The sequence below is a fragment of the Burkholderia sp. BCC1972 genome (genome assembly GCF_905339605.1).
Classification (GTDB): Bacteria; Pseudomonadota; Gammaproteobacteria; order Burkholderiales; family Burkholderiaceae; genus Burkholderia.
In genome coordinates, this window is record NZ_CAJPGH010000005.1 from 325,652 (window position 1) to 345,543 (window position 19,892).

Genomic DNA, 19,892 nt, shown 5'->3' on the forward strand with positions numbered 1-19,892 from the left:
GCCGGGCGAGCGTGGCGTCGCGCCGCTGCATCGCGCATGCGGCGCGGCGTCCGAACGGGCGTATGATCGCGACGCCACTCGTGCAACGTTCGACACCACCGCCTTCCCATCATGCCGTTCTCCGATCCCGCCGACTCTACCGACTCCGCCGCCGCGCAACTGCCCGCCGATCTCGTCGCGGCCGCCGTCGCCGCGCTCGAGCGTGCCGACGCGTTGCTCGTGACGGCCGGCGCGGGTATCGGCGTCGATTCCGGGCTGCCTGATTTTCGCGGTACGGACGGCTTCTGGCGCGCGTATCCGGCGCTGCGCCACGAGCGTTTCGAATTCCACGAGATCGCGTCGCCGCATGCGTTCCGTGCGCGTGCGCCGCTCGCGTGGGGGTTCTACGGACATCGTCTCGCGCTTTACCGTGCGACGGTGCCGCACGCGGGTTTCGCGATCCTGCGCCGCTGGATCGGCGCGATGCCGAACGGCGGCTTCGTGCTGACGAGCAACGTCGACGGCCAGTTCCAGAAAGCCGGCTTCGATCCGGCACGGATCGTCGAGATCCACGGGTCGATTCATGCGATGCAGTGCCTGCGGCCGTGTACGGACGATACATGGGACGCGGCGCCGTTCGTGCCGGATGTCGACGAAGCCGCGTGCCGCCTCGTTGGCGACCTGCCGCGCTGTCCGCACTGCGGCGGGCTCGCACGGCCGAACATCCTGATGTTCGGCGACACCGGCTGGCTCGGGGAGCGCTACGACGCGCAGGAGCGCGCGCTGGAAGACTGGATCGCGCAGGCCGGGCGCGTCGTCGTGGTCGAGATCGGTGCGGGCACCGCGATTCCGACCGTGCGCCAGCTGAGCGAACGGCTCGGTGCGGACGTGATCCGCATCAACGCGCGCGAAGCGCATGCGCGCCGTTCGGACGTGATCGGGCTGAAGGGCAGTGCGCTCGCGACCCTGACCGCGCTCGATCGCGCGTGGCGCGGCGGCTGAGCCCCGTGCCACGGGCCGACCGGCGCCGACCGCGCGGTTACGGCCGGGCGACGAGCGCCTGCACGAGGGCCGGCGCGACGGGCGAACCGAGCCCCGTCGCGTAGTCGTAGCCGCCCGCTGCATTGCAGACGCTGCCGCAATTGCCGTTGGACCCGGTCGTCACGTCGTGAAAGTCGCTGCCGTACGCGTTTTTGCCGACCGTATAAAGCGCGTCGTACGTGCCGCTCAACGACTTCTTGCCGGCCGCCGTGCGCAGCGAATTCGCGATCGCGACGAGCGCCGACCATTGCGGCGCGCCCGCGCTCGTGCCGCCGACCTGGAACCAGCCTGCTTGCCCCTGATAGGTGACCGAGTCGTACACCGCGAAACCGCTGGACGGATTCGCGTCGTAGCTGACGTCGGGCACGCCGCGCTTGCCGGCCACCGGGATGGGCCATGCGGCCTGTCCGGCCGGCTCGGCCTCGGTCGTGCTCACGCCGCCGCCGCTGCCGCTCCACGCTGCTTCGCCGACGTAGTTGCCGGCCGTATCGGACGACAGCGTCGTGCCGCCGACCGATACCACGTAGGGCGACGCGGCCGGGTATTCGGTCCCGGTGCCGCTGTCGCCGGACGACGCGACGAACGTGACGCCCGCGACGTTGAAGTGGCTGTCGAAGCCGGTCTCGGTGCCGAATTCGTTGCCGCCGAAACTCATCGACACGACCGACGCGCCGCGCTTGACTGCAACGTCGACCGCGGCCAGCAGGTCGTTGAAGCCGGCCGACGCGGCCTCGACGAGCACGATCTTCGCCTTCGGCGCGATCGCGTGCACCCATTCGACGTCGAGCGACATCTCGAGCGACCATCCCGCATCGGTCTTGGGCCGTGCGCCGCGTGCGTACACCTTGGTGAAACAGCCGTTCGACGACGTGCAGGGCGGCAGCGAGAACGCGTTGCTGAACACGCCGAGGTCGGACTCGATCTTCGGGTCGTCGTACGCGTCGACGATCGCGACGATCATCCCGTCGCCCTGGTTGGCGATCGAATCGAACCCGTACGCGTGCCGCGTGAGCGCGGGCGTGAGGCCGGCGATCGTGGCCGTGCTCGCGCGCGGCTTCGTGTGGAACGGCGGGCGGGCGAATCCTTTCGGCGCGCGGTTGCCTTCGACGTAGGAGGGCGGCCCATTGCCGTCGGCGAGCGCGACACTCGATGCGAGCAGCGACGCGCACAGCGCCGGAATCAACATGGATGACAGGCGGATATTGTTCATTTTTCGAGTCTCCATGCCGATGGAGTGGAGTGGCGAAACAATTCTACGAAATCGACGGCGTCAATTGAATCGAATATCGGCTGGATGCGGGAATTCCTGATAAGGGCGAGCACGCGGAATCCTTGTGGATACGGGGTTTTCAGGGTTAACCTGCGGCCGTATCCAATCGCCTGTTTCGCATTTAAAAATCTGATAAATAATCGGTCGATTCAAAAACGAATTTGTAATGTCAGATGTAATTGCCTGGAAATATCGATCGAGTCCCGCTCGCGAAGACAACGGGAAACGTCGTGCAGTCACGACACGATCGGGCGCCTGCCGGCCCGTCCCGCCGGCATTGCCGCCGTCGCGCGATTCCGCATACAGTTCGGCGTAGGCCGTGCCCGTCGCGCGGCGTCGTCAGTGAGGAGTGCCCTTGTTCCATTCGATCGTCGCGATCTTCGTCGGCGCCGGGCTCGGCGCATTGCTGCGCTGGTTCCTGAGCCTCGCGCTCAACGAATTCTTTCCGGCCGTGCCGCTCGGCACGCTCGCGTCGAACCTGATCGGCGGCTACGTGATCGGCATTGCCGCCGTCGTGTTCACGGCGCGCGTCGGGTTGCCGCCCGAGTGGCGGCTGTTCGTGATCACGGGCTTCCTCGGCGGCCTCACGACGTTCTCGACCTATTCGGTCGAAGTGATGACGCATGCGCTCGAGGGTGAATTCGGATGGGCGCTGGCGGTGGCTGCCCTACACTTGACTGGATCGTTCGCGCTCACGGCGCTCGGCATGTGGACCGCGCGTGCGTGGCTCGCGGCGGCCTGAGCGTGCCGCCATCGGAGGCTGCGATGGACAGGGTCTTCTTGCGTTTCTACGTGCACGAGCAACACCGGCTGCACTGGAAGCCGCTGTGGGAATGGCTGCTGGAGGAGGCGAACCGGATGGGCGTCGCGGGCGGCTCCGCGTTTCGCGCGATGGCCGGTTTCGGCCAGCACCGCGTGCTGCATGAGGACCGCTTCTTCGAACTGCAGGGATCGCTCGCGATCGAAGTCGAATTCATCGTCACCGAGGACGAAGCGCAGCGGCTGCTCGAGCGGTTGTCACATGAGAAGGTGCGCGCGTGCTACGCGATGATGCCGGCGCGCTTCGGCGTGATCGACACGCTCGGCGCACCGCCGGCGCAGGGGCCGGCGGCGTAGGGTGATGCGCTGGATCAGATGCCGAACATCGTCAGCGAGACGGCCGCGCGCGTGACGATCATCAGCAGCACCTGCACGATCACGAACAGCAGGATCGGCGACAGGTCGATGCCGCCGAGGTTCGGGATGACGCGGCGCAGCGGGTTCAGGAACGGTGCGGTGAGCTGGTAGAGGATCGGCATCGCCGGCGAGCGCGGGTTGAGCCACGACAGCAGCGCCATCAGGATCGTCATCCAGATCACGAGGTTGAGCGCCCACTTCACGACGGTCAGCAGCGCGACCACGACGAGCGTCGCGATCACCGCGGCAGGATCGAAGCCGGCCATCACGACCATCAACACGACGTAGACAAGCGCGGTGAGCAGCGCGGCGACGACGCTGGCCCAGTCGATGCCGCGCACGCCCGCGATCACGCGGCGCAGCGGCAGCACGAGCCAGTTGGTTGCCTGCAGCACGGCCTGCGTGACGGGGTTGTAAGGCGGCACGCGAACGGCCTGCATCCAGACGCGCAGGATCAGCGCGGCGCCGAACAGCGTGAAGACGGTATTGAGCAGAAAACGGGCGATCTCGCCGAACATCGTTGGCATCCTTTTTATACAGTCCAGTAGCGTGCGGCCGCCAACGCCGGTTGGCGGCGCATCGGCCGACACATTATCACGCCTCGTCCCGCGACGGGGAGGGGTGCGCGGCCGTGCGCGCGAGCGACGTTTCGACGGCTTCGGCCAGCGCCGGCAGCGACGCCGGCGGTGCGGCGCGCTTCGCCGCGAGCGCGACCGCGCGGCGCGTCAGCAGCGCATACAGCGCCGCGTGATCGCCGCCGCGCGCCTCGAGCAGCGCGAGCTGGCGTTCGACGATACCCGTATCGCCGCGCGATACCGGGCCGGCCAGCGCGTTCGCGAGCCCCTTGTCGCGCGCGGTCTCGATCGTGCCGGCGAGCATCGGCAGCAGCGCGCGCAGCGCGGCGTCCTCGTCGAAGCCGAGGCCGCGCCACAGTTCGACCGCTTCCGACAGCCCGCACAGCGCGAAGCTCGCCGCGTAGTGCGCGGCTGCGTGGTAAAGCATCCGGCCGCCGGCCGGAATCGACAGCGGATGGCAGCCGAGTGCGGCAGCAAGTCGCAGCAGCGTCGCGTGCAGCGCACCGTCTGCTTCGATCGTGACCGAGCAGCCGTCGATGCGCGCGAGGTCGGCATCGGTGCCGCCGAACAGGTAGAGCGGATGGAAGCCGCCGGTGGCCACGCCTTGCTGCTTCGCCGGATCGAGCAGCGCAACCGCCGACGCGCCGCTGCAGTGGACGACCGCCTGGCTGGCGGCGCGCGACGCGTCGAAGCGGAGCGCCGCGGCGGTCGGGGCGAGATGGTCGTCGGGCACCGTCACGAAGATCAGGTCGGCGGCATCGGCAACCTGCTGCGGCGTGTCGACTGCGCGGCACCCGTCGATGCGCGCGGCGAGGCCGGCAGCCGACGCGGCCGTGCGGCTCGCGATCGCGACGACGGGGAAACCGGCCTGCGCGAAGCGCTGCGCGACGCAGCGGGCGAGGCGGCCGGCACCGATGAAGCCGAGGCGGGGTGTGTCGGGAAGGGGCATGGCAGCGGGCGTAAGCAAAACGAAGCAATCGCCAGTATCGCAGGAATGTCGGTGGTGTCGCGCAACGGCGGTTGTCGCGCCGCCGCAGGTATTCATTACCGACGTGCGACCCGATTCCCATCCGCGTACCGGTGCCCGGCCGGTGCCCTGCGCCGCGGGCGATTCATGATCGTGGAATCCGACCCCGAAACATGTCGCGTGCCCGTCCCGCTTGAAATGTCGGGATCTTGTCTCAAATTTGTAATCGTTCATTACGTGCGCGTCCCCGCTGCGCGCGCCGTATCCGGTAAGACTGACCGGCCAATGTGTTGCGACCCCGGTCGCCGGACGGAATCGCGCGATCTGCAAGGGGCACCGCCGGCTCCGGACGCCACGCCACAACGCGCCTCCAGCGTCGTGCAATTGCAATTTGCAACAAATGCACAACACGCGAGGGGCGGGTTTTCGCTACATTGCATCCATGCGACGTGCATGCCCGCCGTTGCCGACAGGAGCGCACAAAATCTCGCTCCAGCAGGAGAATCGAAGTGAAAAAGCTCATTCCGTTCATCGCCGCCGCCGCGCTGGGTCTGGGTGCCGCAAGCGCCGCGCAAGCCCACGTGTCGATCGGGGTCGGCATCGGTATCCCGGTCGCACCGGCGTACCCCGTCTATGCACCGCCGCCGCCCGTGTACTACGCACCGCCGCCTCCGCCCGTCTACTACGCACCGGCGCCGGCCTACTATGCACCACCGCCCGCCGTGGTCGTCGGCGGCTATGGCGGTGGTTACTACGGTCGCCCGTACTGGCACCATGGTTATGGCGGCTGGGGTCATCACGGCTACTGGCGTCGCTGATTCGTCCCGCGCGGCCTGACCGCGCGTGGCAAAACGGCGCATCGTCCCGCGAGGGGCGCTGCGCCGTTTTTCTTTGGGGCCGCCGCTCGATGCGCGGCCTGTTCAAACCCGGTTTCGCTTACACCGCGTGCACGATCAGGTCGCGGTAGCCGCCGACGATCACGCTGTACGAGAAATACGCGAACAGCAGCGCCGACGCGACATGGCACGCGCGCATCAACCCGGCGCCCGCGCGCTTGCGGCCCTGGCTCGCGAGCGTGCACATGAAGAGCGTCCAGGCGAGGCCGCCGAGGAAGAAGCCCGACAGGAACACCGACGCGGTGGCCGGCGTCGTCGCGCCGGCCTTCGCGATCAGTGCGCCGCCGACGGCCGCGAACCACAGGATCGCGCTCGGCGACGACATCGCGAGCAGCATCCCGCGCACGAAGCTGCGCCGGGCGCTCGCCCGCGGCTGCGGCGCGTCGTCCGCATCGTCGTTGGTCGCGCCGGCCGGCGTCAGCGCTTCGCGCGCCATCTTCCACGTGAGAAACAGCAGCACCGCGCCGCCGCCGATCCACACGATCCAGCGCACGGGCTCGAACTGCAGCAGCACGGCCATTCCCGCGAGCGCGAGCGCCGCGTAGACGAGATCGCCGACGCACGAGCCGACGCCGAGCCAGAAGCCCGGCCGGAAGCCGTGCGACAGCGTCAGCGACAGCATCGCGACGTTCACGAGGCCGATGTCGAGACAGAGCGACAGCGACAGGAAGAAACCGTCGGACAGCATGGAGGCGGGCGGAAAGCTCATCTTGGTTGTGTTCTGGTGGCGAGTGCGTTGCGCGGGCCGGCGCGCGCCGGCCGCATGACGTCAGAGGCCGATCTCCTGCCAGAGCCGGTCGACGCGCGCCTTCACGGCCGCGTCCATCTCGATCGGGCGGCCCCATTCGCGATTCGTCTCGCCGGGCCACTTGTTGGTCGCGTCGAGCCCCATCTTCGAGCCGAGACCGGCCACCGGCGACGCGAAGTCGAGATAGTCGATCGGCGTGCTGTCGACCATCACCGTGTCGCGCACGGGGTCGACGCGCGTCGTGATCGCCCAGATCACTTCCTTCCAGTCGCGGATGTTCACGTCCTCGTCGACGACCACGATGAACTTCGTATACATGAACTGCCGCAGGAAGCTCCACACGCCGAACATCACGCGCTTCGCGTGGCCCGCGTAGCTCTTCTTCATCTGGACGATCGCCATCCGGTAGCTGCAGCCTTCGGGCGGCAGGTAGAAGTCGGTGATCTCGGTGAACTGCTTCTGCAGCAGCGGCACGAACACCTCGTTGAGCGCGACGCCGAGCACGGCGGGCTCGTCGGGTGGCTTGCCCGTGTAGGTCGAATGATAGATCGCGTCGCGGCGCATCGTAATGCGCTCGACGGTGAACACCGGGAACCACTCCTGCTCGTTGTAATAGCCGGTGTGGTCGCCGTACGGACCTTCGAGCGCGTGCTCGTAGGCGGCCGACGCGTTGCCGGACGGGCGCGGCGGTGCGCCGGCCGGCGCTGGGGCAGGGGCGCCTTCCTGCGGATGGATGAAGCCTTCGAGCACGATCTCCGCGCGCGCGGGCACCTGCAGCGTGTCGACGCCGGGCGTCAGGCACTTCGCGAGCTCCGTGCGGCTGCCGCGCAGCAGGCCGGCGAACTGATACTCGGACAGCGAATCGGGCACGGGCGTGACCGCGCCGAGCGTGGTGGCCGGATCGGCGCCGAGCACGACCGCGACCGGATACGGCTTGCCGGGGTTCTGCAGCGCGAACTCGCGGAAGTCGAGCGCGCCGCCGCGATGCGCGAGCCAGCGCATGATCAGCTTGTTGCGGCCGATCAGCTGCTGGCGGTAGATGCCGAGATTCTGGCGCGACTTGTTCGGCCCGCGCGTGACCGTCAGGCCCCACGTGACGAGCGGCCCCGCATCGCCGGGCCAGCAGGTCTGGATCGGCAGCTTGTTCAGGTCGACGTCGTTGCCTTCCCAGACGATCTCCTGGCACGGCGGCGACGACACCGATTTCGGCGCCATGTCCCACACGGCCTTTGCAAGCGACAGCAGCTTGCCGGCGTCCTTCAGGCTTTTCGGCGGATCGGGTTCCTTCAGCGCGGACAGCAGGCGCCCGAGATCGCGCAGCGAATCGAGCGCGGCATCGTCGCCCGCATCGACGCCCATGCCGAGCGCGACGCGGCGCGGCGTGCCGAACAGGTTGCCGAGCACCGGAAACGCATGGCCGGGCGGCGCGTTGAACAGCAGCGCCGGGCCGCCGGCGCGCAGCACGCGGTCGCACAGCTCGGTCATTTCGAGCACGGGCGACACGGGTTGCGTGACGCGTCGCAGTTCGCCGAGCGCCTCGAGGCGCTGGATGAAATCGCGTAAGTCTTTGTATTTCATGAAGAAGGTCCGGGCCACCCGCATGGCGGGCAGCGATGGGCGGGCGCAGCTGCCGGCTGCGACCCCGAATCGACCGACGATTTTACCCGCGGCGCCGTCCGGCCGCCCGGCGGCGAAAAAAGTCGATCGCGCGCAAACCCCCTACGGCACGGGATTTGCGTTCTGAAGAGCGATCGTAAATTACTTTTTGTTATAGATTTGAGTTTTTATAGTGTTGACGATCTATAAAACCCTGCTAGAATCCGCTCACATTGGCTGCAGGGTAAAAGGCTTCGAGCCGCCAATCACCGATCTTTGACGCAGCGCGTCACCGTCCGCCGAATCCTGCACGGCGTATCCGACGGCTTGAGTTGTAGTCCCAGCCAGCGCTACCAGACGCTGGTTTTTTGCGTGGGTGCCACCGCGTATGCCCGCCTCGCCCATTGTGCGAAGGTGCCGGCCCTCTTACACCGTGGCCTCGAACGGTACTTATACCGTTTCCCCGATGCTTGCACGTCCCAACCAAGGCGTGCGGCGTCGTGATTCCGCGGCGCGTTATCTGTCTCGCCATCGAGCTGAGCGAGCCGCACGAGTCATGTTCATGGGAGATGATCTGAATGAACGCTTGGTTATCGTGGCGTCCCAATGAGCAGCATGCGCAGATCGTGCGCAACATGCTGCGTCGCGGGACGCGTGTCAGTCACCATCTATTCAGCGTTGTCGGCTGTTTTGCTGTCGCGGTTGCGCTTGCACTGTGGCTGCTGCCAACCGTCCGCGGCACGCTTGCCGCGAAGCTGATGCCGGTCGTATCCGCGGCCGTGCAGGCCGGGCCAGCCCGTTTGCTGTCCGGTCATCCGCTGCCGAACTTCGCGCCTGCCGGCGCGCAGCCGCAGCAGGAAGAGGCGCCCGAAACGGACGCGCTCGCGGTCGGCCTCGATGTCGCACCGGAACCCGCCGCACAGGGCGCCCAGGCCGATGCGTCCGATCCGGTCCGCAACGGCCCGTCGCCGGTCGCACTGGCCAAGCTGATCCCGACCCAGCGGGTCGCGGCCGATGCGCGTGACGACCGTGCGCTCGCGTCGAACCGCGAACAGGCGCTCGTCGCGACCTACCTGTCGCGCCGTTACCGCGTCGCGCAGGCGCCGCTCGGCCAGCTCGTCAAGGCTGCGTTCCAGACCGGCCGTGACGTCGGCCTCGATCCGCTGCTGCTGCTGTCCGTGATGGCGATCGAGTCGGGCTTCAACCCGTACGCCGAAAGCGGCGTGGGCGCGAAGGGCCTGATGCAGGTCATGTCGAAGGTCCATTCCGACAAGTTCGAATACTTCGGCGGCACCGATACGGCGTTGCAGCCGCTCGCGAACCTGCAGGTCGGTGCGCTGGTGCTGAAGGACTGCATTGCACGCGGCGGCTCGCTCGCGAACGGCCTGCGCCTGTACAACGGCTCGACGAACCCCGACGACAACGGCTATGGCTCGAAGGTAATGGCCGAGCGTGGTCGCCTGCGCGACGTCGCGCGCGGCCGCAGCGTGCCGGTCAACGCACCGCAGGCACCGGCGCAGCCGGCCAAGCCGATCGTCACGGCTGCCGTGACGGCAGCGGCAGGCGGCGCGAAGCGCGTGCATGCGACGCTCGACAGCGCGACGTCGGCGAAGGCGGCCGCGCCGAAGGAAGCGTCGCCGCAGGATGACGCGAGTGTCGACACCGCGAAGCAGTCGCACGGCGATCACTCGGAGCTCGGCGCGTAACGTCACGCGTTCCGCCCGGTTTCGCCCGGCAGGCAGTGAAAAAGGCACCCGATCCGGGTGCCTTTTCTTTTTGCGGCGGGTGAATCGGCCGGTGCGCGGGCCGCAGCGTCAGTGCTGCCCGAACAGCGTCGCGAGCCGGTCGACGGCCTCCTCGAGCCGCGAGTAGGCCGTCGCATACGACAGGCGGATGTAGTCGTGCGGCGCATGGACGCCGAAGTCCATGCCGGGCACCAGCACGACGCCGGCGTCGTGCAGCATCGCCTGCGTGAGCGCGGCGCTGTCGCCGGCTGCCGGATGGGCGACGCCGCCGCACTGCGCATACACGTAGAACGCACCGTCCGGCATCACGGGCACCGCGAAGCCGAGCCGTTCGAGTGCCGGCACGATGAAGTCGCGGCGACGCTTGAATTCGAGGCGGCGCGCTTCGTAGAGGTCGAGCGTGGCCGGTTCGAAGCAGGCGAGTGCCGCGTGCTGCGCGAGCGCGGACGGGCAGATGAACAGGTTCTGCGACAGCTTCTCGAACGTGCCGACCAGCGCGGGCGGCACGACGAGCCAGCCGAGCCGCCAGCCCGTCATGCTGAAATACTTCGAGAAGCTGTTCACGGTGATCACGTCGTCGCCGAACGACAGCGCCGACACGGGCGCCGCGTCGTAGCTGAGCCCCTGGTAGATCTCGTCGACGATCGTGAAGCCGCCGCGGGCGCGCACGGCTTCGACGATCCGCTTCAGTTCATCCGGCTCGAGCGACGTGCCGGTAGGATTCGACGGCGACGCGAGCAGCACGCCACGCGTACGATCGCCCCAGCGCGTGCGGACGTCGTCCTCGGTGAGCTGGAAGCGCGCGTCCGGGCCGCTCGGCACGAGCACCGCGCGGCCTTCGGCCGCCGCGACGAAGTGCCGGTTGCATGGATACGACGGGTCGGGCATCAGCACTTCGTCGTCGCGGCCGACGAGCGCGAGGCACGCGAGCAGCAGCGCGGCCGACGCGCCGGCCGTCACGACGATCCGCTCCGGGCTGATCGTGAGGCCGTACGCGCGCGCATAGTGCGCGGCGATCGCCTCGCGCAGCGGCGCAATGCCGAGCGCGCTCGTGTACTGCGTGACGCCGCGGCGCAGCGCGGCCGCGGCGGCTTCGACGACGGGCTCCGGCGCGGTGAAATCCGGTTCGCCGATGCCCATGTGGATAACATCGCGCCCAAGGGACTCGAGCCGCTGTGCCTCCTTCATCAGTTCCATCACATGGAAGGGCTGGATCGCGTCGACGCGTGCGGCGAGCGTGACGAGCGAATCGGCGGTGGTATTCATCGGCGGGCAGGGCGGGGGAGAGGAAGAATGAAAAACGGGCGCTCGCGCGCCCGTGGACCGGCAAACGGTGTCAGCCGTTGCGGCGCGCCTGCGTTTCGGCGGGGCGCAGCTTCGCGGCGAGCTTGTCGAGCACGCCGTTCACGTACTTGTAGCCGTCGGAGCCGCCGAACGTCTTCGCGAGTTCGACAGCTTCGTTGATGATCACGCGGTACGGCGTTTCGACATGGTGCGTGAGCTCGAACGTCGCGATCAGCAGCACCGCGCGTTCGACCGGCGACAACTGGTCGATCGGACGGTCCAGCGACGGCGTCAGCGCTTCGACGAGCGTGGCATGCTCGCGGATCACGCCGTGCAGGATCGCGTCGAGCAGCTCCTTGTCAGCCTTGTCGTAACCGAGCGCGCCGCGCAGCTGCGCGTCGATCTCGCCCGGGGACGCGTTCGACAGCAGCCACTGGTAGAGGCCTTGCGTCGCCAGCTCGCGCGATTGTCGGCGGGCGCTCTTCTTCATGCGCGCTCCTCTTCGTCGTCTTCGTCTTCCTCTTCGTCCTCGTCGTCATCGCCGAGCTGGTCGAGGGCCATCGTCAGGTTGGCCATCTCGACGGCGACACGTGCGGCGTCACGACCCTTTTCGGTCATGCGCGCGACGGCCTGCTCGTCGTTTTCGGTCGTCAGGACCGCGTTCGCGATCGGCAGGTTGAAGTCGAGGCCGATGCGGGTGATGCCCGCGCCGCTCTCGTTCGACACGAGTTCGAAGTGGTAGGTCTCGCCGCGGATCACCGCGCCGAGCGCGATCAGCGCGTCGAACTGGCCGCTTTCCGCGAGCTTCTGCAGCGCGAGCGGGATTTCCAGCGCGCCGGGCACCGACACGAGCAGCACGTCTTCACCGGTGACGCCGAGGCGTTCCAGTTCTTCGACGCATGCGTCGGCGAGGCCGTTGCACACGGGCTCGTTGAAGCGCGATTGCACGATGCCGATACGCAGGCCGTCGCCTTCGAGATTCGGTTGGTATTGTCCGATTTCCATGATCTGGTCCGTGGTGTGGATGAACGGTTATGGGGCGAAAGCGCCGTGGCGGGTTACGCGTGGGACGCCGGGCAGGACTTGGCCTCGGCGCCGGGCATCGGAATGAAGCCCGTGACTTCGAGGCCGTAGCCGGACATGCTGCCCAGCTTGCGCGGATTCGACAGCACCTGCATCTTGCCGACGCCGACATCGCGCAGGATTTGCGCGCCGATGCCGAACGTCTTGAAATCGACCGGCCGGCGCTTGAGCGCCGCAGCCCTTTCTTCCTCGTCGAACGCCTTGAAGACGTCGATCAGGTGTTCCTTCGTGTCGCCGCAGTTGAGCAGCACGATCACGCCGAGGTCGCGTTCCGCGATCTCGCGCATCGCGGCGTCGAGCGTCCACGAGTGGGTCGACACGCCCGTCTCGAGCAGGTCGAGCACCGACAGCGGCTCGTGCACGCGCACCGGCGTATCGACGTCGGGCGACGGCGCGCCGCGCACCAGCGCGATGTGCGGCGAGCCGCTCGGCTGGTCGCGGTACAGCACCGCGCGGTACGTGCCGTGCGCGGTCTGCATCGTGCGCTCGGCGATCCGCTCGATGATCGATTCGGTGCGGCTGCGGTACTGGATCAGGTCGGCGATCGTGCCGATCTTCAGGTTGTGTTCCTTCGCGAATTCGATCAAGTCCGGCAGGCGCGCCATCGTGCCGTCGTCCTTGATGATCTCGCAGATCACCGCGGCCGGCGTGAGGCCCGCGAGCGCGGTGAAGTCGCAGCCGGCCTCGGTGTGGCCCGCGCGCACGAGCACGCCGCCCGGTTGCGCCATGATCGGGAACACGTGGCCCGGCTGCACGATGTGCTCGGGGCGCACGTCGTGCGCGACCGCCGTGGCGATCGTGTGCGCACGGTCGGCGGCCGAGATGCCGGTCGTCACGCCTTCGGCCGCTTCGATGCTGACCGTGAACGCGGTGCCGTACTGCGTGCCGTTGCGGTAGGTCATCAGCGGCAGGTGCAGCTGCTTGCAGCGTTCCTGCGTCAACGTCAGACACACCAGGCCGCGGCCGTACTTGGCCATGAAGTTGATCGCTTCCGGCGTGACGAATTCGGCGGCGATCACGAGGTCGCCCTCGTTTTCGCGGTCTTCTTCGTCGACCAGGATCACCATCCGGCCGGCTTTCAGCTCGGCGATGATGTCGAGCGTGGAGGCGAGCGTCATAAAGGGGCGAGAAAGAGGAAAGTGCGTATTTTACGCCAGCCGGACGGCGTTTCGGCTGGCATGGGCTGCGCGCGGCGGGCAAGCGCTCCGGAAAGCGTCGCGGGCGGCCTGCGCGGCAGGCCCGGCGGGCCGCCGCGCGTGGCCGGCACGCGGGTGCGGACGGGTGCGTGCCGGGTCGACCGCGGCCGAGCGTCAGGCGTGCTGGTCGCGCCCGCCGAGGTAGTCGAGCTTGCCGAGTTCGACGCCGCTGTGGCGCAGGATGTCGTACGCGGTCGTCACGTGGAAGAAGAAATTGGGCAGCACGAAGCCCAGCAGGTACGACTGGCCGGTGAACTCGATCGGGCCGACGCGCATCTTCAGCACGATCTGGCGCGCCTCGCTGCCGTCGATCTGCGCGGCGTCGAAGCCTTTCAGGTAGTCGATCGTCTTCTGGATGCGTGCGTGCAGCTCGTCGAAGGTCTGCTCGACGTCGGGAAAGCTCGGGATCTCGGCACCGGCGAGCCGCGCGGCGCAGCCCTTGGCCGTGTCGGTCGCGATGTAGACCTGGCGGACGAGCGGCAGCATGTCCGGGTAGAGGCGGGCACCGATGAACACCGACGGATCGATCTGCTTCTCGGCCGCATGCGCCTGCGCCTTGCCGAGGATGTGCTGCAGGTTGGTCAGGCCGCGGATCAGGACGGGCAGCGAAGCCTGGTACATCGAGATGGACATGGGAACGACTCCTGTGGGAAGAGGGGCGGCCGGTGCGCGGCGCGTCGTGCGTTGCGGCGTTGAAACCGCTGTCGATGCATCTTAGCGCGACGGCATGACCCGTGCGCGTCGTTGGCCATTCGGCCGGGAATCGTTAGACCAAACGGCCGAGGGCCGGGCGGGAGCGGTTTGGATCACGCCGGAATGGCGCCCTGACGAGCACCGGGCATCGCTCCGAAAGATTCATAGGATGAAAAACGGGATATGAAGCACGGGTGTGCCACGCCGGGCAGGATGAAAAAAAACGGCGACCGTCCGCACCCGGATACCGGGCCGCCAGCCGCCGCTTCGAGGGGCGCCGCTGCGATCAGTCCTGATGCGCGCCCTGCGACGACGACAGCATCCGCTCCACATACCGCGCAATCATGTCGACTTCGAGATTCACCTTGTCGCCGGCCTTCACATGGCGCAGCGTCGTGACCTCGACCGTATGCGGAATCAGGTTGATCGAGAATTCGCAGCCGTCCGCGCGATCGTCGATCGTGTTGACGGTCAGGCTCACGCCGTTGACCGTGATCGACCCCTTGCAGGCGAGATAGCGGCCGAGCTCGCGCGGCGCGACGATGCGCAGTTCGTGCGATTCGCCGACCGGCGCGAAGCGCGACACGGTGCCGAGGCCGTCGACGTGGCCCGACACGATGTGCCCGCCAAGACGGTCGTGCGCGCGCAACGCCTTCTCGAGATTCACTTCGCCGGGCTGCGCGAGGCAGACCGTGCGGTTCAGGCTTTCGCGCGACACGTCGACGTCGAACGCGGTGTCGGTCTTGTCGATCACCGTCATGCACGCGCCCTGGATCGCGATGCTGTCGCCGAGCGCGACATCGGCGAGATCGAGCCCGCCGGCCCGCACGGTCAGGCGCACGCCGGCATCGGCCGACGTGCCGAGCGGGCTGATCGATTCGATGCGGCCGACGGCCGCGACAATTCCGGTGAACATCGTGGCGACTCCGTTCAACGAGGGGTGTCGGGCGATGCGAAACGCGCGAGGATCCGCAGGTCGTCGCCGATCCGCTCGACTCCGTGGAACGCCAGTCGCGTGCGGGCCTCGAGATTCGCGGGCGCGGCGAGGTCGAACATGCCGGCCGCGTCGGCGCCCAGCAGGCTCGGCGCGAGATAGACGAGCAATTCGTCGACGCACTGCTCGCGCAGCAGCGAGCCGTTCAGCTTGTGGCCGGCCTCGACGTGCAATTCGTTGACGCCGCGCGCGCCGAGCGCCGCCAGCATCGCGGGCAGGTCGACCTTGCCGTGCGCATTCGCGAGCGGCACGATTTCCGCGCCGCGCGACTTCAGCACGTTCGCCCGCATTTCACCGCCGGCGTCGAGCCGGCCGCAGAAGATCAGCAGCGGGGCGCCCTCGAGCAGCCGCGCGTCGAGCGGCAGGTCGAGACGGCTGTCCACCAGGATGCGCTGCGGCTGGCGCGGCGTGTCGATGCCGCGCACGGTCAGCAGCGGATTGTCCTCGCGCACCGTGCCGATGCCGGTCAGGATCGCGCAGGCGCGCGCGCGCCACGCATGCCCGTCGAGGCGCGCGGCCTCGCCGGTGATCCACTGGCTTTCGCCCGACGGCAGCGCGGTGCGGCCGTCGAGCGATGCGGCGGCCTTCATCCGCACCCACGGGCGGCCGCGCGTCATCCGCGACACGAAACCGACGTTGAGCTCGCCGGCTTCATGCGCGAGCAGCCCGCAGCGCACGTCGATGCCCGCGTCGCGGAGCATGCCGAGGCCGCGCCCCGATACCTGCGGGTTCGGGTCTTCCATCGCGGCGACGACCTTCGCGACGCGCGCTTCGATCAGCGCATTCGCGCACGGCGGCGTGCGGCCGAAATGGCTGCACGGCTCGAGCGTCACGTAGACGGTCGAGCCGGCGACGTCATAGCCGCGCGAGCGTGCATCCTTCAGCGCCTGCACTTCCGCGTGATCCTGGCCGGCCGGCTGCGTGAAGCCTTCGCCGATCACGTCGCCGTCCTTGACGATCACGCAGCCGACGCGCGGATTCGGCGCCGTCGTATACATGCCGCGCGCCGCGAGCGCGAGCGCGCGCTGCATGTGGGCGAAATCGATATCCGAGAACATGCGCGCGGCCCCGGGTCAGGCAGCGAGTGCCGCGAAGGCGCGGCGCGCGGCCGCGAGCGTCGCGTCGATCACCGCGTCGTCGTGCGTGCTCGACACGAAACCGGCCTCGTAGGCCGACGGTGCGAAGTACACGCCTTCGTCGAGCATCAGGTGGAAGAAGCGGTTGAAGCGCTCGATGTCGCTCTTCGTGACTTCCGCGAAGCTGGTCGGCACACGCTCGGCGAAGTACAGGCCGAACATCGCGCCGATCGAGTCGGCCGCGAACGGCACGCCGGCCGCGCGCGCTTCCGCTGCGAGGCCGTCGGCGAGACGCTTGGTCTGCGCGGTGAGCGCGTCGTAGAAGCCCGGCGCCTGGATCAGCTGCAGCGTCTTCAGCCCTGCGGCGACCGCGATCGGGTTGCCCGACAGCGTGCCGGCCTGGTAGACGCCGCCGAGCGGTGCGAGGTGGGCCATGATGTCGCGGCGGCCACCGAACGCGGCGGCCGGCATCCCGCCGCCGATCACCTTGCCGAGGCAGGTGAGGTCGGCCGCGATCCCGTAGTACGCCTGCGCGCCGCCGAGCGCGACGCGGAACCCGCACATCACCTCGTCGAAGATCAGCACGGCGCCGTGCTTCGTGCACAGTGCGCGCAGCGCGTTCAGGAATTCGGGCGTGCCGCGCACGAGGTTCATGTTGCCCGCGACGGGCTCGACGATCACCGCGGCGATCTCGTCGCCGAACGCGCCGAAGGCTTCCTCGAGCGCGGCGACGTTGTTGTATTCGAGGACGGTCGTGTGCTTCGCGATGTCGGCGGGCACGCCGGCCGACGTCGGGTTGCCGAACGTCAGCAGGCCCGAGCCGGCCTTGACCAGCAGGCTGTCCGCGTGGCCGTGGTAGCAGCCCTCGAACTTGACGATGCGGCTGCGGCCCGTGAAGCCTCGCGCGAGACGCAGCGCGCTCATCGTGGCCTCGGTGCCGCTCGATACCATCCGCACCTGCTCGATCGACGGCACGAGCTTGCAGATTTCCTCGGCGATCTCGATCTCGGCTTCGGTCGGCGCGCCGAACGAGAAGCCGTCGGCGAGCACGTTCTGCACGGCCGACAGCACTTCCGGATGGACGTGGCCGACGATCATCGGGCCCCACGAGCCGATGTAGTCGATGTACTGCTTGCCGTCGGCATCCCAGAAATACGGGCCTTGCGCGCGTGCGACGAAGCGCGGCGTGCCGCCGACCGAACGGAAGGCGCGCACCGGCGAGTTGACGCCGCCGGGAATGGTCTTCTGGGCGCGTTCGAAGAGGATCTGATTGTTGGACATGAGCGAAACCTGCGAGAGAAGGGCGCGGGGGCCTGTGCACGGGCCGCGGCGCCTGGGCGGAACGATCGTCTGATTGTACCGGAGACGCGCGCGGCAGGCCCGCCGGCGCTTGTGCGACCGTTCGGCGCGTTGGGGAACGGCCAGGGCCGGAAACGAGGGCCGGATTCCGTCCGGCACCGGGCACCCGGCCCGGCTAGCGCGGCGGCTTGCGCTTGCCGGTCAGTTCGGCCCAGCGTTTCTCCAGCGGGCCCTCGACCATCGGCTTGATCGACGTGCCGGACGTCTGGGCGTCCCAGGTCTGCACCGAATACGGATGGACGCGCAGCGCGTCGCGCGCGATCACGACGTCCTGGTGCGCGTCGACCAGCCAGTCGTAGACGAAGTCGATGCACAGCCGGTAGCCGCGCTTCGTCGACGGATCAGGCACCTCGTACGGCGCGCGCGTCACGTAGCCGGAGCCGAACACGCCCTTGGGCTCCTTCGCGACGCGGTGCAGGAACACGCGGTCGCCCGGCAGGATGCTGCGCGCGAAGCCGCAGCCCCACACGTCATGCACGGCCTCGCCGGCCTTCACGCGCGCGGCGACGTCGGGCAGCTCGGGCCACGGCCATTTCTTGGGGCTCCAGATCAGCAGGAAAGCGGTCATCGGTTCGGTCGTGCGTTCAAATGATCAGACGAGAGCGGCAAGCTTAATCGAATCCGCGTGCGATTCCGCGCGCGGGAAGGCTTGCCGGCCCGCCATCGTACGCGGCCGGCGTCACGTAAAAAAGTTGCGCGTACAATCATGGGCCTGAGCGCGCCATCCGTGGCGCGGCCTCCCGTCTTCACCGCCACGCGCGCCCCGATGCGCGCGGGCTCCATTCCGGATACCCATGTCTCACGTCGTCCGGCGCCGGCCCGATGCCCGGCTGATCCTGTTGCTCGGCGCGCTCGCGGCCTGCGGGCCGATCGCCACCGACATGTACCTGCCGAGCCTGCCGTCGATCGCCGCCGGCTTCTCCGTCAGCCCCGGCGCCGCGCAGCGCACGCTCACGAGCTTCATGGCCGGCTTCTCGATCGGCATGCTGCTGTACGGCCCGCTGTCCGACACGTGGGGCCGCCGTCCCGTGCTGCTCGGCGGCATCGCGCTGTTCACGCTCGCGAGCATCGGCTGCTTCGTGTCGGGCTCGATCGACATGCTGATCGTCGTGCGCTTCCTGCAGGCGCTCGGCGCCGGCGCCGCGTCAGTGCTCGCGCGAGCGATCGCGCGCGACGCGCACGAGCCGAGCGACGCGGCGAAGGTGCTGTCGATGGTCGCGATCGTCACCGCGGTCGGGCCGCTGCTCGCGCCGCTGATCGGCGGCCAGATCCTGCGTTTTTCCGGCTGGCGCGGCGTGTTCGTCGTGCTGGCCGTGTTCGGCGCGACATGCGCGGCGACTGCCTACCTGCGCGTGCCCGAAACCTGGCCGAAGGAGCGGCGCAAGAGCACGGCCGTGCTCGCGTCGTTCGCGTCGTACGGGCGCATCCTGTCGGACCCCGTCGCGTGGGGGCACATGCTGTGCGGCGGGATGGCGTTCGCGGCCATGTTCTCGTACATCACCGCTACGCCGTTCGTATACATCGAGTATTTCCACGTGTCGCCGCAGCACTACGGGCTGCTGTTCGGCCTGAACGTCGTCGGGATCATGATCGGCAACTTCGCGAACACGCGCCTCGTCGGCCGCATCGGCTCGCTGCGCATCATCGCGGCCGCGTCGCTCGTGAGCGCCATCGCGTCGCTCGCGGTCGCGTTCGTCGCGCTGACGGGGTGGGGCGGGCTGTGGTCGATCGTCGTGTGCCTGTTCTTCGTCGTCGGTGTGGTCGGGATCCTGTCCGCGAACTGCACGACCGACCTCATGCACCGCTATCCGCACAACGCGGGAGCGTCGGCTGCCGTGTTCGGCGCGATGCAGCTCGCGCTCGGCGCGCTGGCGAGCGTCGCGATCGGCGCACTCGCGGACGGTACGCCGTTCGCGATGGGCGTGACGATCGGCGTGTCGGGCGTGCTGTGTTTCGCCGGGCGCTGCCTCGTGCTGCGCTGGCATGGCCGGCCGGTGAAAGCGGGGGCTTGAGCGGCGCGGCGGAACTGGCGGAGGTGGCGGCCGATAGGGTGGGCGTGAATGTCGACGGTATTCGCCCAAGCGATGACACAAGCCAGCACAGCGTCGATGTAACTCCGCCAGCCGGCAATGCGAATCACGTATTGATTTCCATGTCTGCGTCACTTGGAGCGGTCCGGCGAGCGACTGTCGAGTCGATAGCTGCGCTTCGGGT

21 protein-coding genes are annotated in these 19,892 nt (G+C 68.3%); 7 read left to right on the plus strand and 14 right to left on the minus strand.

The features are described 5' to 3' along the window. Positions 1-111: 111 nt before the first annotated feature. Positions 112-981: an SIR2 family NAD-dependent protein deacylase gene (locus tag U5798_RS10955; RefSeq protein WP_322082045.1), complete on the plus strand. Its 870-nt coding sequence runs from the start codon at positions 112-114 to the stop codon at positions 979-981. A 37-nt stretch (positions 982-1,018) separates the two neighbouring features. Here U5798_RS10955 and U5798_RS10960 read toward each other — a convergent pair whose 3' ends face one another. Continuing rightward, complete coding sequence (locus tag U5798_RS10960) at positions 1,019-2,230, minus strand: S53 family peptidase (protein ID WP_124449059.1); 1,212 nt, start codon at positions 2,228-2,230, stop codon at positions 1,019-1,021. 415 nt (positions 2,231-2,645) lie between these two features. Here U5798_RS10960 and crcB point away from each other — a divergent pair, with 415 nt between their 5' ends. Both crcB and U5798_RS10970 read left to right on the plus strand, forming a co-directional pair. After that, positions 2,646-3,032: a fluoride efflux transporter CrcB gene (crcB, locus tag U5798_RS10965; protein WP_124449057.1), complete on the plus strand. Its 387-nt coding sequence runs from the start codon at positions 2,646-2,648 to the stop codon at positions 3,030-3,032. Positions 3,033-3,055: 23 nt separating this feature from the next. Further along, a complete protein-coding gene (locus U5798_RS10970) occupies positions 3,056-3,406 on the plus strand; it encodes a DUF190 domain-containing protein (RefSeq protein ID WP_124449055.1) in 351 nt (116 codons plus the stop codon). A 14-nt stretch (positions 3,407-3,420) separates the two neighbouring features. Here the strand turns inward: U5798_RS10970 and U5798_RS10975 are convergent, their stop codons facing one another. After that, entirely contained in the window at positions 3,421-3,984 is a 564-nt protein-coding gene (locus U5798_RS10975) for a YggT family protein (protein WP_006488584.1), read from the minus strand. Positions 3,985-4,060: 76 nt separating this feature from the next. Further along, on the minus strand, positions 4,061-4,990 hold the full coding sequence (locus tag U5798_RS10980; RefSeq protein WP_322082046.1) for a Rossmann-like and DUF2520 domain-containing protein: 930 nt from the start codon (positions 4,988-4,990) through the stop codon (positions 4,061-4,063). A gap of 527 nt (positions 4,991-5,517) precedes the next feature. On the opposite strand from U5798_RS10980, the gene U5798_RS10985 reads away from it, so the two are divergent. Continuing rightward, a complete protein-coding gene (locus U5798_RS10985) occupies positions 5,518-5,826 on the plus strand; it encodes a hypothetical protein (protein ID WP_124449051.1) in 309 nt (102 codons plus the stop codon). Between the two features lie 118 nt (positions 5,827-5,944). Here U5798_RS10985 and U5798_RS10990 read toward each other — a convergent pair whose 3' ends face one another. Next, on the minus strand, positions 5,945-6,613 hold the full coding sequence (locus tag U5798_RS10990; RefSeq protein ID WP_124449049.1) for a LysE family translocator: 669 nt from the start codon (positions 6,611-6,613) through the stop codon (positions 5,945-5,947). Positions 6,614-6,673: 60 nt separating this feature from the next. Then, a complete protein-coding gene (locus U5798_RS10995; RefSeq protein ID WP_124449047.1) occupies positions 6,674-8,230 on the minus strand; it encodes a UbiD family decarboxylase in 1,557 nt (518 codons plus the stop codon). On the opposite strand from U5798_RS10995, the gene U5798_RS11000 reads away from it, so the two are divergent. Continuing rightward, the gene (locus U5798_RS11000) at positions 8,202-8,396 is read left to right on the plus strand and encodes a hypothetical protein (RefSeq protein ID WP_124449045.1); all 195 of its coding nucleotides are present in this window, start codon (positions 8,202-8,204) and stop codon (positions 8,394-8,396) included. The two genes, U5798_RS10995 and U5798_RS11000, sit on opposite strands and share 29 nt — an antisense overlap. A gap of 430 nt (positions 8,397-8,826) precedes the next feature. Next, the gene (locus tag U5798_RS11005) at positions 8,827-9,954 is read left to right on the plus strand and encodes a lytic transglycosylase domain-containing protein (protein ID WP_124449043.1); all 1,128 of its coding nucleotides are present in this window, start codon (positions 8,827-8,829) and stop codon (positions 9,952-9,954) included. Positions 9,955-10,062: 108 nt separating this feature from the next. Here the strand turns inward: U5798_RS11005 and U5798_RS11010 are convergent, their stop codons facing one another. From U5798_RS11010 to U5798_RS11050, 9 genes are all read right to left on the minus strand, one after another. Then, positions 10,063-11,259: a pyridoxal phosphate-dependent aminotransferase gene (locus U5798_RS11010; RefSeq protein WP_124449041.1), complete on the minus strand. Its 1,197-nt coding sequence runs from the start codon at positions 11,257-11,259 to the stop codon at positions 10,063-10,065. 70 nt (positions 11,260-11,329) lie between these two features. Continuing rightward, complete coding sequence (nusB, locus tag U5798_RS11015) at positions 11,330-11,767, minus strand: transcription antitermination factor NusB (protein WP_124449039.1); 438 nt, start codon at positions 11,765-11,767, stop codon at positions 11,330-11,332. After that, positions 11,764-12,282 (minus strand): 6,7-dimethyl-8-ribityllumazine synthase, encoded by a 519-nt coding sequence (gene ribH / locus U5798_RS11020; protein WP_011351235.1) that lies wholly within the window; start codon positions 12,280-12,282, stop codon positions 11,764-11,766. The genes nusB and ribH overlap by 4 nt, the downstream gene beginning before the upstream one ends. A gap of 53 nt (positions 12,283-12,335) precedes the next feature. Continuing rightward, positions 12,336-13,478: a bifunctional 3,4-dihydroxy-2-butanone-4-phosphate synthase/GTP cyclohydrolase II gene (ribBA, locus tag U5798_RS11025; protein WP_124449037.1), complete on the minus strand. Its 1,143-nt coding sequence runs from the start codon at positions 13,476-13,478 to the stop codon at positions 12,336-12,338. A 192-nt stretch (positions 13,479-13,670) separates the two neighbouring features. Then, complete coding sequence (locus tag U5798_RS11030; RefSeq protein WP_124449035.1) at positions 13,671-14,189, minus strand: DUF1993 family protein; 519 nt, start codon at positions 14,187-14,189, stop codon at positions 13,671-13,673. Positions 14,190-14,535: 346 nt separating this feature from the next. Continuing rightward, on the minus strand, positions 14,536-15,165 hold the full coding sequence (locus U5798_RS11035) for a riboflavin synthase (RefSeq protein ID WP_322082047.1): 630 nt from the start codon (positions 15,163-15,165) through the stop codon (positions 14,536-14,538). Positions 15,166-15,179: 14 nt separating this feature from the next. Next, a complete protein-coding gene (ribD, locus tag U5798_RS11040) occupies positions 15,180-16,301 on the minus strand; it encodes a bifunctional diaminohydroxyphosphoribosylaminopyrimidine deaminase/5-amino-6-(5-phosphoribosylamino)uracil reductase RibD (RefSeq protein ID WP_322082048.1) in 1,122 nt (373 codons plus the stop codon). Positions 16,302-16,316: 15 nt separating this feature from the next. Then, the gene (hemL, locus tag U5798_RS11045; protein ID WP_027783787.1) at positions 16,317-17,600 is read right to left on the minus strand and encodes a glutamate-1-semialdehyde 2,1-aminomutase; all 1,284 of its coding nucleotides are present in this window, start codon (positions 17,598-17,600) and stop codon (positions 16,317-16,319) included. Between the two features lie 193 nt (positions 17,601-17,793). Then, a complete protein-coding gene (locus U5798_RS11050; protein WP_124449027.1) occupies positions 17,794-18,246 on the minus strand; it encodes a hypothetical protein in 453 nt (150 codons plus the stop codon). A 226-nt stretch (positions 18,247-18,472) separates the two neighbouring features. On the opposite strand from U5798_RS11050, the gene U5798_RS11055 reads away from it, so the two are divergent. Beyond that, positions 18,473-19,690 (plus strand): Bcr/CflA family multidrug efflux MFS transporter, encoded by a 1,218-nt coding sequence (locus U5798_RS11055; protein WP_124449025.1) that lies wholly within the window; start codon positions 18,473-18,475, stop codon positions 19,688-19,690. The last annotated feature ends 202 nt before the right edge of the window (positions 19,691-19,892 follow it).